The 14180-nt window shown below is 67.3% G+C and carries 15 protein-coding genes; all 15 read right to left on the bottom strand.

All coding sequences use genetic code 11. The features are described 5' to 3' along the window. Nucleotides 1-8 precede the first annotated feature (8 nt). Nucleotides 9-977, bottom strand: coding sequence for a hypothetical protein (locus tag AB0I71_RS15615; RefSeq protein ID WP_357585016.1), 969 nt, complete (start codon nucleotides 975-977; stop codon nucleotides 9-11). A 12-nt stretch (nucleotides 978-989) separates the two neighbouring features. Continuing rightward, the gene (locus AB0I71_RS15610) at nucleotides 990-2180 is read right to left on the bottom strand and encodes a hypothetical protein (protein ID WP_357585014.1); all 1191 of its coding nucleotides are present in this window, start codon (nucleotides 2178-2180) and stop codon (nucleotides 990-992) included. 3 nt (nucleotides 2181-2183) lie between these two features. Further along, on the bottom strand, nucleotides 2184-2885 hold the full coding sequence (locus AB0I71_RS15605) for a hypothetical protein (protein WP_357585012.1): 702 nt from the start codon (nucleotides 2883-2885) through the stop codon (nucleotides 2184-2186). 289 nt (nucleotides 2886-3174) lie between these two features. Further along, nucleotides 3175-7056, bottom strand: a complete 3882-nt coding sequence (locus AB0I71_RS15600; RefSeq protein WP_357585010.1) for a hypothetical protein — start codon at nucleotides 7054-7056, stop codon at nucleotides 3175-3177. Between the two features lie 21 nt (nucleotides 7057-7077). Beyond that, complete coding sequence (locus tag AB0I71_RS15595; RefSeq protein ID WP_357585008.1) at nucleotides 7078-7470, bottom strand: hypothetical protein; 393 nt, start codon at nucleotides 7468-7470, stop codon at nucleotides 7078-7080. 38 nt (nucleotides 7471-7508) lie between these two features. Further along, nucleotides 7509-8063: a hypothetical protein gene (locus AB0I71_RS15590; protein WP_357585006.1), complete on the bottom strand. Its 555-nt coding sequence runs from the start codon at nucleotides 8061-8063 to the stop codon at nucleotides 7509-7511. A gap of 109 nt (nucleotides 8064-8172) precedes the next feature. Next, nucleotides 8173-8688: a hypothetical protein gene (locus AB0I71_RS15585; RefSeq protein WP_357585004.1), complete on the bottom strand. Its 516-nt coding sequence runs from the start codon at nucleotides 8686-8688 to the stop codon at nucleotides 8173-8175. Further along, on the bottom strand, nucleotides 8685-9005 hold the full coding sequence (locus tag AB0I71_RS15580) for a hypothetical protein (RefSeq protein WP_357585002.1): 321 nt from the start codon (nucleotides 9003-9005) through the stop codon (nucleotides 8685-8687). The genes AB0I71_RS15585 and AB0I71_RS15580 overlap by 4 nt, the downstream gene beginning before the upstream one ends. 11 nt (nucleotides 9006-9016) lie before the next feature. Then, nucleotides 9017-9475, bottom strand: a complete 459-nt coding sequence (locus AB0I71_RS15575; RefSeq protein ID WP_357585000.1) for a hypothetical protein — start codon at nucleotides 9473-9475, stop codon at nucleotides 9017-9019. 23 nt (nucleotides 9476-9498) lie between these two features. Beyond that, nucleotides 9499-9873, bottom strand: a complete 375-nt coding sequence (locus AB0I71_RS15570) for an HK97-gp10 family putative phage morphogenesis protein (RefSeq protein ID WP_357584998.1) — start codon at nucleotides 9871-9873, stop codon at nucleotides 9499-9501. Further along, nucleotides 9873-10310 carry a DUF6093 family protein gene (locus AB0I71_RS15565; RefSeq protein WP_357584996.1) on the bottom strand — a complete coding sequence of 146 codons (438 nt, stop codon included), beginning with the start codon at nucleotides 10308-10310 and terminating at the stop codon, nucleotides 9873-9875. The genes AB0I71_RS15570 and AB0I71_RS15565 overlap by 1 nt, the downstream gene beginning before the upstream one ends. A 6-nt stretch (nucleotides 10311-10316) precedes the next feature. After that, nucleotides 10317-10709, bottom strand: coding sequence for a hypothetical protein (locus AB0I71_RS15560; protein WP_357584994.1), 393 nt, complete (start codon nucleotides 10707-10709; stop codon nucleotides 10317-10319). A gap of 174 nt (nucleotides 10710-10883) precedes the next feature. After that, nucleotides 10884-12455: a hypothetical protein gene (locus AB0I71_RS15555; protein ID WP_357584992.1), complete on the bottom strand. Its 1572-nt coding sequence runs from the start codon at nucleotides 12453-12455 to the stop codon at nucleotides 10884-10886. Between the two features lie 39 nt (nucleotides 12456-12494). Beyond that, on the bottom strand, nucleotides 12495-12917 hold the full coding sequence (locus AB0I71_RS15550; protein ID WP_357584990.1) for a hypothetical protein: 423 nt from the start codon (nucleotides 12915-12917) through the stop codon (nucleotides 12495-12497). A 20-nt stretch (nucleotides 12918-12937) separates the two neighbouring features. Further along, nucleotides 12938-14176 carry a Mu-like prophage major head subunit gpT family protein gene (locus tag AB0I71_RS15545; protein ID WP_357584988.1) on the bottom strand — a complete coding sequence of 413 codons (1239 nt, stop codon included), beginning with the start codon at nucleotides 14174-14176 and terminating at the stop codon, nucleotides 12938-12940. Nucleotides 14177-14180: the final 4 nt, after the last annotated feature.

Raw genomic sequence — 14180 nt, 5'->3', positions numbered from 1 at the left:
ACCCCCTGTCATGACGGCAGCCACCAGGTGATGTCGGCGCCGACGATCGTGTTGCCGGTGGACAGGCCGTTGTGGCTGGTCAACCACACCTGCCCGGCCCGGTCGGGATGGCCTGCGGAGAAGACGGTGATACCGCCGACTTTCCCGCCGGAGATGTACACGGTCATACGGCGGTCCCGGTCCGGGTAGCGGGCCGCTGTGGGGACGGTGCACGGTAGCCGCACATCCGAGCCTGCGGCGATGTTCCCGCCGGTGCGGGTCCACGACCCCAAGCGCACGTCGACGTAGTTGCCGGCTTGGGTGACGATCGAGTCGGTGCCGATCGACCAACCGGTGACGGTCGCGTTGGCGGTGGACACCGATGTGCCGGCCCCGGCGAGGATCCACTGCGCGCCCGTGGAGATCAGTGCCCGGCCGCTGGGGTGTTCCCAGATGCGGCGGCCCGCCTCATGCGGGGGCCGTGTTTCGGCGGTGCACCGGTACTGGCCGTCGGAGCCGACGTGCCAGCCCCGCATGGTGACCTGCGCCGGGTCGGTCAGGTTGTCGTTGTAGGGGATCGTCACCTCCGCCAACGGCATCTCCCACACCCCGGTTGCGGTGTTTCCGCCGTAGGTGGGTGACGGGGCGACCGGTGTTGCGGTGGCGGTGCCCTTCACAACGGCGGGTGCGACCTCCCACGGGTTGCGGGACATGCGCAGCACGATCAGGTCGATGCGGGTGGTGCCGGCGGTGGTGTTGGCGTCCAACGACAGTGATTCGTCGGTTGACCCGGAATGCCAGCGCAGCCCTCGCAGCAGCACCGTCCGGTTCGCGCGGATCTTCACCCCTCGGAGGCTGCTGTCGGCGTACACCAACGCCGGGTCGGTGGGGAAGCCGTAGATGCCGTCGCTGGTGTACGTGTGGGACAGATCCTCATACTCGCGGGGAGTGAGCGCCCGCGAGTTCCATGCGGTGGTGGGGAAGGCGTACCCGGCCACAACCACACCTCCTTACAGGGGGATTTCGACGAGGGCGCCACGCCGGCTGAGGGCGCGGAGAATGTCACGCTGGACGGCGGCGGCAGGGTTGAGCATCTGCGCCGACCCGACGCCGATCACCGGGCGGATCGTTTCCCCATCTGCGGGGTCAACCTCAACTTCGACAGCGGACACAATGTCCGGCACATCAGGTAGGCCGGGGACGGCTTCCACCGACACGATGTCGCCGAGCTGATAGTTGACGCCGTACCGTTGGCCGTCGATGTCGGCGGCGACGACAGCCAACCGTTGCACCTCGGCGTTGTTGGCGATCTCCTCATCGCCGAGCGCCTGCAACTCCGTCGAGTTGGCGGCCCCGGCCCCGTCCACGAACGTTTCGAGTCGCCACCAGTCGCCGACGTTGCTGCGTTCGAGGATGAGCCGGTTCACCCCGGCGTCCTGGCCGCCGCAGATCGCCACCGTCGCCTTCGGTGCCTCGGGTTCGTGTTTGATCGATAGGACGTTGCCGGCTGATCGGGAAATCCACATGGACCCGGTCCGGTCGGTGGGGGCGTACACCTGAAACTCGATGTCGGTGCCCACCTGCTGCGTTCTGAAACCGACCCGGCTGGGGGAGATGGCGGCTATGCCGCGCAGGTCGTCGGTGACCGGCTGGAAGCGGGTCGACCACGTGACGGAGCCGGTGATGCCTGCGGTGGCACCCAGGATGAGGCGGGGGATACGCCGGGCCGTCAACGCCCCCGGACCGCCGTTGTTGTTGACCAACGCCCGCATCAACACCTCAGGGGTGCCGGTGGACGTCCAACGGGCCGACGTTTGCGCGTTCGCCGCCTGCGCCGGGTTCGGATACGACAGGCGGCCGGCGACCAGGGCGAGGTCGTCGGCCCAGCGGACTGTCACGTCGCCGTTTCCGTCGTAGCCGTCCCGTTCCGCATCGAAATCGGTGGGCGTGTACTCGATCGGCCCCGCCAGCAGGATGGCGCCGTTGCGTTCCACCACTGCCCGCGCTTTGGGGGTGCGGACAGCGGCCATCAGTTCGGGGTGGGCGGGGGCGGTGAACTCGCCCGACGACACTTCGTTGAAGCGGAGGGTGATCGAGATGGCCGACCAGTCATCGACCTGCTCGTAGATGGGTGTCAGGTTGTGGTCGGTGATCCAGATGACGTATTCCGCTTCGACGGGGGCGGGGCCGTGGACGCCCACCGGTCAGGCCGTTTCGTAGCGCGGATAGAACGACATGCTGATCTTTGTTTCGGGGCCGGAGCCGGACACGGTGAAGGTGATGTCGTTCACCCCCGGCTCCAACCGCCACAGCGTCGACCCGGGCCGCACCAACGCACCGTTGATCGCCGTCCCACCGGAGGTGGCAACCCTGCCCGGCCTCGTGCTGATCGTGATCCACTGGCCTGCGGTCAGGGTGCGGTTGACGGTGAACGTCTTCCCCAGCGTGTTGTTCGTCGCCACTAACTGTGTTGCTGGGCCGTCGAGGCGCCACGTCGGCCACGCCTCCACCTGCCCAGGGTTCGTCATCTGCGTCGCGCCGATGACATCGCCGCTGCTGATGTTGGGGAACGGGTCGAGGAAGTCGCCGATCGTGCCGGTGCTGCGCGTCAACACGATCGGCTGCGAGTCCCGCCAAAACCCGTCCGGGCACAGCAGCGTCAGCGTCGGTGTGTCGTAGGTCCAGCCTTGGCCGGGCTCACCATCCCAACCCGACTGGTAGTAGGCCAAACACTCCCGCTCCGACCCGTCCGGCCGTCGCAGCCGAAACAGCCCCGGCCCTCTGCGTCGGGTCAGGGCGAACGCTGCCGCCACAGCACGCCAGCGGGTCAAAAACTCCATGTGGGTGCGGCCCCGAAGCCGCACCGGCCACACCAACGTGCGTGCCTGGGCCCGCACCCCGGTCACCGTGACACCGCCGCGAGGATCCGGCCTCGTGATCAAGTTGACGGGGGTGATGCCGTAGCCGCTGGTCGCGTTCATGGTGAAAAAGTCGGCACCGGGCGGGTTCAAAACCCACTCGACACCATCCGGGTCAATCCAGATCGGCACATACTCGCCCGGGTCGACCGGCTCGGGTCGGATGATCGGCGGCGGGCCGGGTGGGGTGACGACCGGTGGGGTGGTGACAGTGGTGCCGGTGTACAACGGCATCGACGATCACCACCCCTCCACCGTCGTGTGGTGGCCTGTCCGGTCAGCCTTTGCGGCCGACCCGCGCCTTCGCGTCCATCTGCCGCAGCGCGGTCTGCAGCTCGGGTAGGCCGATGCGCTGCTGCCCGCCGGTGACGGTCAGGTTGTTGGTGACCTGCGTTGACATGCCGCCTTCGGTGCGGGCCGAGGTGTATCGGCCGCCGTACCAGCCAGCGCCGATGGACAGCAGCCGTTCACCGCGAGCCCGATCACCCAACCTGGGCAGGAACAGTTCCCCGCCGGTGGCCGGTTCCGCGAAGCCGTAGAGGGTGCGGGCCGAGTTGTAGAGGCCGCCCTGCGACAGTCGCAGCGGACTACCACCCGGCCCGAACACGCCGCCGATCGCGTTGGGTTGCAACACGACCCGCCCATACGTTTTCAACAGACTGTCGATCTGCGACTTCGGCATGCCCGACCGGGAGAGCACCTGCCGCAGTTGCGCCACGTACTGCTCATAGACGGCGGTGGCCGTCTTTTTGTTGCCGGTCTGCTCCAGCACGGCCTGTGCCGCCCGCTCCGCCGACTTCAAGAATCCGAACAGTTCGGTCAGGTTCTCCCTGCCGGTCTCGTCCTTGATGTCCAACGTCGGCCGCACCAGCGAAAAATGGTCCGCCAGTTTGGACAGGGATTCCTCAGCCGCGATCCGGCCCTCCATCGCGGCAATGTTGCGTTCCGACCCGATGGGGGTTTTGGTCGGCTTGCCCGGCACATCGTAGGTGGGCCGCTGCGACATGCTGGCCAACAGCTTCTTGATCGTTGCCGCGTTCACGCCCTGCTGCTTGAGTGTGGCCCGCAGCCGTTTGATGTGCGAGTCGTAGGCCGCGTTCGCAGCCTTGACGCTGCCGGTTTCCTCATACTTGGCTTCGGCCGCCGCCTGGGCCGCGCGGATCGCCGACGACAGAGCGGACCGGTTCTCCCGACCCTTCGCCGTCGACAGACTGAACGACCGCCCGTTCTCCTTCAACGACTTGTTCAAGTCGACGACGGCGTCGCGGGCACGAATGTACGTGTCAATCGTGTCCAACCGTGACCCACGCTCACGCGGTGCCGCCACCGGAGTCGACGACGGCGCATAAGCCACCAAACCCGACTGGGCGGCCAGCACCCCACCAGAGGCCATCGGCACCACTGCCGCGTTGTTCCACGCCGCAGCCTCCGACAGGATCGACAGATTCCGTCGCCGGTCACCACGGCGGGGAATGTACGCCTCGCCGCCCGTTTCCGGCTCCGCCCACTGCACCAGCGGCGGATTCGACGCCGGATAGATGCCGGCCTGCATGATGCCACCGTCGGCCATCGCCGTCGGCGTCCACACCCCACCCCAGCGGCTGTTGCCCTTCAACACCCTGCCGCCGGGCACCCGCAGATCCCCGGTCGACGTCCACCGGACGGTGCCCGAGATGTAGACGTGCTTCGACTTGATGGCGTCGATGCGGGCCTTCAACACACGGACAGCGGCCTCAGCCTCGCTGGTGGTAGCCCAGAACGGCACCGTCTTGCTCGGCGGCACCGACTTGACGGCGAAATTGAAATCGTTCACCTTGCCGGTCGACTCAGACAGCCCCGGCGTCGTCACCGGAACCGCCTTCAAATCCGGCATCGCCGAGAACCGGCCAATCAGCACATCGATCTGCTCGGCCGTCAACTTTTTGCCGTCAAGAGCCTTCCGCAGCCGACCAATGTAGCCGTCGTACACGTCGGATGCCTGCTCGATCGACCCGGTTTCGTCGTAGGTTGCTTGCGCCGCGTCCGCCGCCGCCTTCACCAGGTCCAGGGTGAGTTGCAGGTTTTCGCGGCCTTTTTCGTTGTTGGTGTTGAATTCGCCGGTCTTCTTGTTGATCGCAAGACCGTTACGCTTCAACGCCTCCGACAGCCGGTCGACAGCATCCTCAGCTTTGATCTCCGCTTCGGCAGCGTTGATCGCCGCGCCGTTCAACTCCTCGAAAATGGAGATGAGGTCGCGGCCGTTACGGACCGCGTCCCGCAGGCCACCCGACAGCAGCTTCGTTCGTTCTTCGAGAGCCGCCACCGACCCGGCCCCGTTGTGTGCGGCAGCCTGTAGCCGCTCCAACTCCGACCACGTGGACGGCAGCAGCCGCGCCAACTCGGCCGTCGACAGGCCAGATTCGGACAGGACCCGCTGCCACGCCGCCGTCGTCCCGGCAGTGTCGCCGGTGGTGCGTGCATACTGGGCCATCGCCGCGTCGAGCGCCCGGAAGCGTTCGACGGAGCCGGTGAAGCTGCCGCCTTGGAAGATTTCGTTCAAAGATTTGACGTGCGGAAAGATCGATTCGAGGGAGCGGGCCGTTTTCGCGAAGAACCCGTCACCGGCAGCCGACGCGGCCTTGTTCAGCCCGTCCAGGTTTTCGCCGAAGATGCGGGTGAGTTCCCCGCCTTCCTCACCAGTCTTGGCGAACTTCGTCACCGCGTCGGTCAACCGGTCGACGTTCGCGGCGGCGGGCTCGAACTGCTCGAACACCACCCCGAGGAGCTGCAACGCGATCAGGGCAGTTACCGCTTTACCGGCGGCACCGGCCAAACCGGTGAGCCCCTTGCCTGCGGCAGCGCCAGCCCCACCGAGGGCGGTCAGTTTCGCCGCCGTACCGTGTGCCGCCAACCCGAGCGCAGTGACGGCGGTGGTCGTCTTCTGCGCCACCGCACCGAGCGCGATAGCGGCGATCACAACTGACTGCACCGGATCCGGCAGCGCACTGAACAGGTCGAACACGACGCGTAGTGCCTGTGATCCGGCGGCGAGGATGTCGAACATCGTCGCCAACCCGTCACGGGTGGCAGGGTCAGCCAAAGCATCCCGGGCGATCGACCCGAGCGGGCCCAACACATCGGCCATGCCCTCATACGAGGCAGTCAACGTGTCAACAATCCCCGCCACATCAGCAGCCGACCGGCCCGACTTGATGTAGGCGTCCAGCTTCGCGGCGGCCTCAACGAGGGAGCCGTTCTGTCGGTTCACCGCACCGACAACCTGGCCGCTGATGCGGAGGATGTCCCCGACAACAGACAGCAACGCCCCGCCGGTTTCCGCCCCGGCACGGAAAAACTCATCCAGGCTGCCGGTCTGCCGGGCCTTCTGCGCGGCCGTGTTCATGCGGTCGATGGCCCCGGCCAACCTGTCGCCGACCAGCCTGACGAGCGGATCGGCGGACATGGTGAGGATCGCCCACGACTGCGCCAGGGCTTGCGCCCTGACCGCCAACTGGTCCATGAACCGGGCCGTCGACCGGGACGCCACCGCCACACCGTCGAGGAACGTCGTGTCCGTGGCGGCGTCGGTGAGCCCAGTCCAGGTGCGGTCCCACGCCCGACCGAGCATGGTCGCCTCAGCGGTCAACCTTGGCAGGGTGGTGGTGGCCAGACGGTTGAAGTTCCCTGCCGCGCTACCGAGGACCGCGTCTTGGATGGTCTGCTGAAACGCCAGCAGCTCCGGCTTGAGCCGGCCCAGTTCGTTGACCAGCGCCTTGGCGGAGGGGGACAGCCGGCCGAACGGGTCGTCGGAGTCGAAGATTTCATCGAGCGCGTCAGACACACCGAGGGTCGCAACCTTGAGCGTGCCCAGGGATGCGGCGAGGCCGGTGAGCATGCCCGGCAGAACACTCGCCCCGGTGGCGGTCGCGGCCAGCAGCGGCGGCAGCAGCTTCAACGAGCCACCGGCCGCAGCCGCACCACCAGCAACCAGCAGCAGCCCGGTGGACGCTTTCCGGCTGTAGTCGTCGACCGCTTTCGCCGACTGGGTCAGATCCCGGGCGGTGCGCCGAGACTGGTTACCGAGGTCGGCTTGGGCGGCCCGCAGCCGGCGGGTGATCCGCTCCGCCTCCGTGCCGCCGGACGTGTAGTCCCGGACGAGTAGCCGCAGACGCACAGACACAGTGCGGTCCGTCACGAGGGGTCACCCCCTCCGCGCTGGCTGCCTTCGCTGCCGGTCGACCAGCACCGCGTTGTGGATCACAAACGGTGACGAGTCGGGATCCGCTTTGTGCCAGCGTTCCTCAGCCCGCACCAGCACCTTGCAGCTAAAGCATTCGGTGGGTTCCTCCGCCACGTACATGCGTTCGCTGGCCGGGTTGTCCGGATCATTGGTCGGGTCCGTGCACTCGGACAACGGCTGCCCGCACTTGCGGCACAGTGACGCCTCATACCAGTCGAGGGCGAGCATCCACGCCCGCTCCCGCACATCCCACTCCACCTCACGGCGCGTCACCCACCGTTTCGGGCGGCCCTGCTCATCCCACTCGACAACCTCAGTCGTCTCGGTGGGCTCCCAGCCGTCGAACCGTTTCAAACTCGCACCCACACTGCGGGCAGCGGTCAGCTTCCGCCTCAGGTCGGGGTGTCGGCTGATCCGCTCAGCGAGAAAGGGACATCATCCTCCACCTGGTTGAGCAGCCAGGCGGCGTTGGCGAGCTTGTTGAACTGTGCGTCCGACAGCCGCTTGTCCAGCTTCTCCCACCGGGCCGGCGTCATCTCCGGCTCGGCGATCGACTGCCGCACCAGCGACGGAAAGAAGCTGGTCGAGTTGACGCCGATCGTGTCCCGGGGATCCCTACGGCCGTCCTTGTCACGGCGGGGCGGATGCTGGGAGAACAGGTCGGCCCACTCCTGCCGGCCCAACGCCCGCAGCTTGAACGGAACGGTGTGAGCGCGCATCTTCTCAACCAGCGCATCCAACACCGGCTGCTCCGGGTCCGGCTCGGACTTCGGTACCCGGCTCGCCAGCCGGTCGTCACCATCCAGGCCGCCGCCGTCGGTGTCGCTGGCCCGTTCGTCGATGCGTGCCTTCACCTGCTCGTACTCAGCGCGCAGCTTCCCGTTCAAGCAGAGCGGCACCACCGTTTCACGCGGTGACGCCTCATCCAGCAGAAGATCAAAATCCATGGTTGCTCCCCAGCAGAAAGTCAGAAAAAGAGTGGGGGCGGGTCGGCTGCGACGCCCAGCCCAGACCCGACCCGCCCCCGATCAGGAAAGACAGAACGGAGAAGGCGGCTCAGCCGCCACCGGCGACGATCTCCACATCCCGACGCACCGGACCCGTGATGAACATCTTCTGCGTGATCCGGTGCACCCCGTTACGGGTCGGGGCGTTCTTCCGCTGCACCCCCGCCTCAACCGGGATCACGTCCACGATGTCGTCGGCAGCGAACGCGTCCTCCGAGTCGACGGCCCAGCGGGTCGTCAGGAATCCGGTGGTGCCGGGAGGCAGACCGATCCGCGCCTCATCATCCGACGGCGACGCCGGGTTGAACACGTAGGTGATCTCCAACGTGTCCGTGAAGTCGCCCCTGGCCTCGAAAATCTGCTTCGAACACAGACGCGGATCCTCCACCGTGTTCTCGCTGGTTTCGGCGTTGTAGCCGTCCCCGGTCAGGTAGCAGGACAGGTCGATCGACGACACCGCGTTGACTTCGGTGACCGTTGGGGCGGCCGGGTTCGCAATCGCCGTCACAAACTTGACGGCGACGGTGCCGTTGGTGGTCACCGCCGTGGGCATCGGCTGGGTCACTTGCTCGCCCCCTTCTGGATGGTGGACTTGCCGCCCACGTCAGCGGTGGTGGCGTCGGCGTCGGCTGCGGTCGTCACACCCGCACCACGAACCTGCGTGCCGCCGTCGCCGGCCAGGTCGGTGCGGTGCTTCGGCCGTCGAGGACGCCCCGTGTAGTTGGGTTCGTAGCCGGCGACGGGAGTCATGCCGGGCCGCACAGCGGTTTCCAGCACGTCGTAGCGGTGGCCGGTGGAGTCGTCCTCCACCCAGATGTAGGGGGTTCGGTTGGGGGTGGTGCGGGCTGCCCGCCCCCCGCCGAGACGTTCGTTCTCGGGCACGGTTGGTCCTTTCACGAGGTGTGCGGGCTGCTGTGCAGCAGGAAAAACAGGGCCGTGATGTACACCTGCCGGCCGTCGGGGCTGCGCGGTGTCGGGTCCGGTACCGGTGGGGGGACGGCGGCTTCGGGGTCTTGCTCGATGTCCCCGCACCTGCGGCCCGGGATGGTGGGCCGTCTGCGGTGCAGGGCACGGCGGGCGCGGTCAGCGGCGCCGATCACGTCGAGGGGTGTGAGGGCGACGCAGGTGATTTGGGTGCGGGTCCACACGTCCCCGCCGTCGCCGCGCATCCGCTGCAATCCGGGTGTGGCGGGGGCACCCCACAGCACGTAGTGGGGGAACGTCAGCTCATGGTCGGGTGGCTCCGGTGAGCCGATGTGCACAGCGAAGGCGGTGCCGGCGTCGAGTAGCGCGGCGATGGCCTCAACGTGGTCAACGGACGGTTCAACCGACGGCACCAGCGGGGCAGTCACGGCGACCACCCCCGACTGTTCAGTTAGTCGAGCGGATCAGAGATCGCCTCCACAGCGGCGAGAAATCCGGGCGTGACAGCGTCGAGGGACGGGCCAACGAACGGCTGAGGAGCCATGAAACGTGTGCCCAGCTCAACGAACCGGCTATACCTGGCCTCGGCACCCCACTCGCCTTCCATCGCCCCATGCCGGCCGTCTCCTGCGAATGAGTGGCCGATGGTCGACTTCATGTAGCCGGTCCGCACCGGCGCGCGTGCTTTGGCGATGGCCTCACCGGCGAGCGTCGACCGGCGCACCACCTGCGAGCCCCGCTGACCGATCCGGCCCCGGCTCGTGCGCAACTGGGCTTCAATGAACCCCAGCTCGGCTTGGCCGCCCTCAACCCAGATGTCGACCATTACGGCTCCCGACGGTTGATCGGCTGCTCCACATCACAGCCCACATTCCGCTGCCACGACAGGCCAGAGCGGGGCACATCCACCACCCGCAGCAGCATGCCGACCAGCGACGGATCCGACACCCCACCCAACAGATCGAAGTAGTCCCGCACCCGAGGTGTCGGCGCATCAGCCGGCAGGATCACCTGATAGGCGCCGACCGCCACCACCCGATCGGCCTGCACGGATGGGCTGGTACCAAGGTTGGAGCGGACCCGCGCCCGACCAGACCACACGGTTTGCGGCTCCGGAAACGTGGTCACCCCGGCAGCCTTGTCCCGGACGCCGCCCTCCACCGGCCGCATCAGCCGCACATCCACAGTCATCGCCGACTCAGACACCGGCCGATGATGGGCCTCGAACAGGGGATGCACTACACGTGAGCCTTGCAGCGGCATCGGCGGTCACCACCTGCGGTATGCGGCGTTCGGATCGAAGTCGATCACCGACACCGCCCAATCCTCAGCGGCAGCAGCCTCATCCCTCGCCTGATCCCGCAACGCCTTCGCCGACGCTCGCAGCTCAGCCGCCACGGCAGGCCCATCCGTCGACAAATCGTTGACCGTGATCCGCTTCGATATCAAAACCTCAGAGCGGGCGATCACCTCAAGCGCGGAAGCCGCCGCCAGTTTCACCCCACCCTCGACAGCCAGCAACGCCAACAACTGGGCATCCGTCAACAGCGGATCCGTCTCCGACAGATCGGTGATCAGCAGCCGCACCATGCCAACATCGGTGGTCGGGTCGACAGTGACCGTCGCCGGCACCTCAGGCAACGAACCTGCGGGCGCCGGCATCACACACCTGCCTGCGGGTCAGGCTCCGGACCGGTCTGACGCCGCATCTGATCGAGCAGCCTGCGCAGTTCGTCGGCCTCCGCGCGCGCCGCAGCAGCTTCCCGATGGGCAAGCCACAAGTCGAAGGTGAGTTGCCGGACGTCTTCGATCGTCAGATCGATGCCCTGGCGGTGATCAGGCCGGGGCGATGACGGTGACGGTCCCATTGCTCCCCCTCCACCTGAGGCTGCCACCCTCGGCGTACAGCACCCCACCACCAGACGGGTTCAGTGACGGCACCGTGCCGGCGTTGGCGATGGCCACCACCCCGACCCCACCGCCGAGGCTGGTCGTCCGCACCCGCAGCGACCCATCGACGTGGAAAGTGTCATCGGTCTTGAGGACATCGGCCGCCGACCGGTACAGGTTGACGTCCCGGGCCGCCGCACCCGACCCCCACTCGACCTTTCCGTCAACGAGGACAGCCAGACGCTTCACGGCGTCGCCAGCCACATCCGCCTGCAACGCCCGCGACTCGACATCAGGGCCGGTCGCGGACAGGGTGGTGCCGCCTGCCGCTGTGGTCGTGACCTGTACGGCCACCCCGGCGTTGCGGGCCACCGTCAGGCCACCGGTGGTGCCCGACGTGCCGCCGATACTCACCACACCGGTCGCCCGGCTCACGATGATCGGCGCGTCCACGAAGACACCCGCGTTGTCGTAGCGGCGCACCTGGAGGTCAGCGTCGGTGTCGGTGACCCGCAGGGCGATCCGCCGGTGTTCGTCCCGGCCGTCCGAATCCAGCGAAAACATTAGCTGCTTGGAGTGGGCGTTGGGAGCGGACAACCGCAATTCTTGCCCGTTGGTGCAGCGCACCACGAAGTCGGCCGCGTTGGTTTTGATGACACCCTTGTCCATGCCGTACTGGCCCGTGACCGGGTTCCAGATCGGAATTTCGAAGCGGGTTTGCAGCGCGCCGTTGGTGTCGGGGATCTCGCATGACCAGTGACCGTGCACGCTGCCGTGGTCGTTGGCCTCGTAATGGGCGCCCATCCAAAACCACGGCTTGTTCGAGCCGATGGGCGCGCGGGTGGCCATGTTGAAGCTGGTCGGCCCGTACCAGGCGATCATCTGCTTCGAGTCGGCGCGCCGGCTGTAGATGCGGATGACTTCGCCGTACGAGTAGAAATGTGCCCGCTGGTACGACTCAAGGTTCAGCCGGCCCGTCGAGTCGAACGTTCCCGGCTGCCCGGAGTCCTCACCGCCCGCGAACGACGACCGGACCGTCAGCGAGGTTGTCGCACCAGTCCCGGTGCCGACCGTCAACCCGCCGGACAGGGTGCCACCCGCCAGCGGCAGCCTGGCGGCGACCTCGCCGGCCAGCGCCTCCACCTCAGCCACTGTGGCGGCCTCGTGGTCCCCGCCCGGCAGCAGGCCGGTAACAGCGTCTTCCAGAACACGCAGACGCGGCTCCGGGACCGCAGCCACCCGGAAGATCGGCCCCCCGTCGACCGTCGCATACAGCACGTCCGTGTCGTCGGTCGGACCCCAGAACAGCAACTGCCCGCCGAACGCGTCGAGCCTGGTCTGCGAGTTTTCGAGAGCGTCCTCATCGGCGGGGGCGTCGGTGTTGCGGTACGCGTACACCGGTGCCCGGTACTGGCCTGCGGCATCCAGGTAGTAGACGATCAGCCCGTTCGACGCTTGGTCGCCGTTTGCTTTGAACACATACCGGCTGCCGTTGTCGGGGAAAAGCCTGGACGCCATCGGCGGCCTCCAATCCTGCTGGTGGCCGCCGACGGCCAATCAGTCGTGTTCGGGGATGACACCGGCCTCGATGCAGGCGGCGATGATGTCCGCCCGTCCCGCATCCGCCGGGTAGGTGACCTTGGCGACGTTGGCAAACGCCTGCCACGCATCAAGTCCCGAGCCCTTCCCGGAGCGCGGCGGCGGGGGCGGCAGGTCCGGGGTCGGCTCCGACACCTTCACCGGCTCGTCTTCATCATCGTCGGTATCCGGCTTGTCCGAGGCCGGCTCGGCCACGGGCCGTACCTCAGGTGACGGCGGCCGGTCGGGGTCGGGTTCCGACACGGGCACCGGGCCGCCCGGCCCCCCACCATCCGCTGTAGCGGGTTGGGGGAGCCGGGCATCCAGCATGTCGTACACGTCGCAGAGCACGGTGAGGATTTCCGCGAGGATCGGCCCGTCCATGCCGTACGGGGTCACCATCGGACGAGGACGGGCCACGATCAGCTACCCGCCCCGGTCGAGGCGACCGCGCTCTTGCTGTCCATCAGAGTCCCGCCCAAAACGTGACGAACCCGGTACTGGACGGCGTCGTGCTCGAAGTCGCCCTCCTCCGGCGCCACCGGGCCGCCACCGACCCGCATCGCGTTCGGCGACTTCACCCACAGTTCGGGGGTTTCGTGGCCGAGCAGGAACCCGATCTCCATCGCCGGGCGGCCCACGTTCGGGTCCGCGAACAGGTACCAGGCGGTGTTACCCGAGGTGGTGTTGACGATCGGCAGCCACGGATTCACCACAACCCGGACACGGTTCCGCATCCAGTTCGTCACCCGCAACTGGTCGTTCGCCGACCCGTTGCCGCCACCCGACGCCGCCTCGATCTCCGTGGCGTTGATGATGTTCATCGCCGGCACTTCCAGCGCCGGAGGCACCACCAACGTCACACCCTCCACGAAGATCGGCCCGCCGTCGGAGTCCTTCTGCTGGCCGAGCACCTGCATGGCCTGCTGCACCGCACCGATGGTCAGCGGCGGGTTCGCCGTCACCGTCGACCCGATCACCGTCGAGTTGATGATGTTCCGGTTCGCCGTGGAGAAGAACGTCGAGTTGGGGCCGGACGAGTCGGAGAACAGGGCGGCAGCGAACCGCTCCTCCGTACGGCGGGCCGCGTTCCCGAGCCGGGTCGGCAGGTCGGTGAGCGCATCCAGGTCGTCGTTGACGATGGTTTCCCACGACACGGCGATCTGGTCACCGAACTTCGCCACGCTGTACTCGTAGGCACCGTCGGTGACCTTCCGCACCTTGTACGGGGCCAGTTCCTTCACCTGGTTGAGAACAGCCTCGCCGCCGTCCAGGGTGAACCGCTTCACCGACCGGAAGTCACGGACCCGGCCACGCTTGGCGAACATGTTCCACTGCACAGGCCGGGTCTGGTAGGCGGCGAGAATCTGCCGGTCGATCACGTCGCCGAACAGGACGGTGAAGTCCGACCGGGACATGGCCTCCTGGAAGGCCAGCGCGGCACGCCGGTCGCCTTCCAGCATGTTGCGGTACAGGCGGGTGAGGCCGAGCAGCTTCTGCCGGTAGTCGCGGGACTCCTGGCGGCGCTGCCGCCGGTTCCCGGACAGCAGGGTGCCTTCGCTGCTGTAGATGCTGTTGGTGCCGGCACTGTCGGTGCCGGCCTGGTAGGTGTCGAGCTGGCCCAGCGTCGTGGTGCCAGCGTCGAGCAGTGCGGTAGTCATGTGC

The sequence above is a fragment of the Micromonospora sp. NPDC049891 genome, from assembly GCF_040660295.1.
GTDB lineage: Bacteria > Actinomycetota > Actinomycetes > Mycobacteriales > Micromonosporaceae > Micromonospora.
Note: the sequence above shows the minus strand (reverse complement) of the source record. Positions and strands in the feature narration are given on the sequence as shown.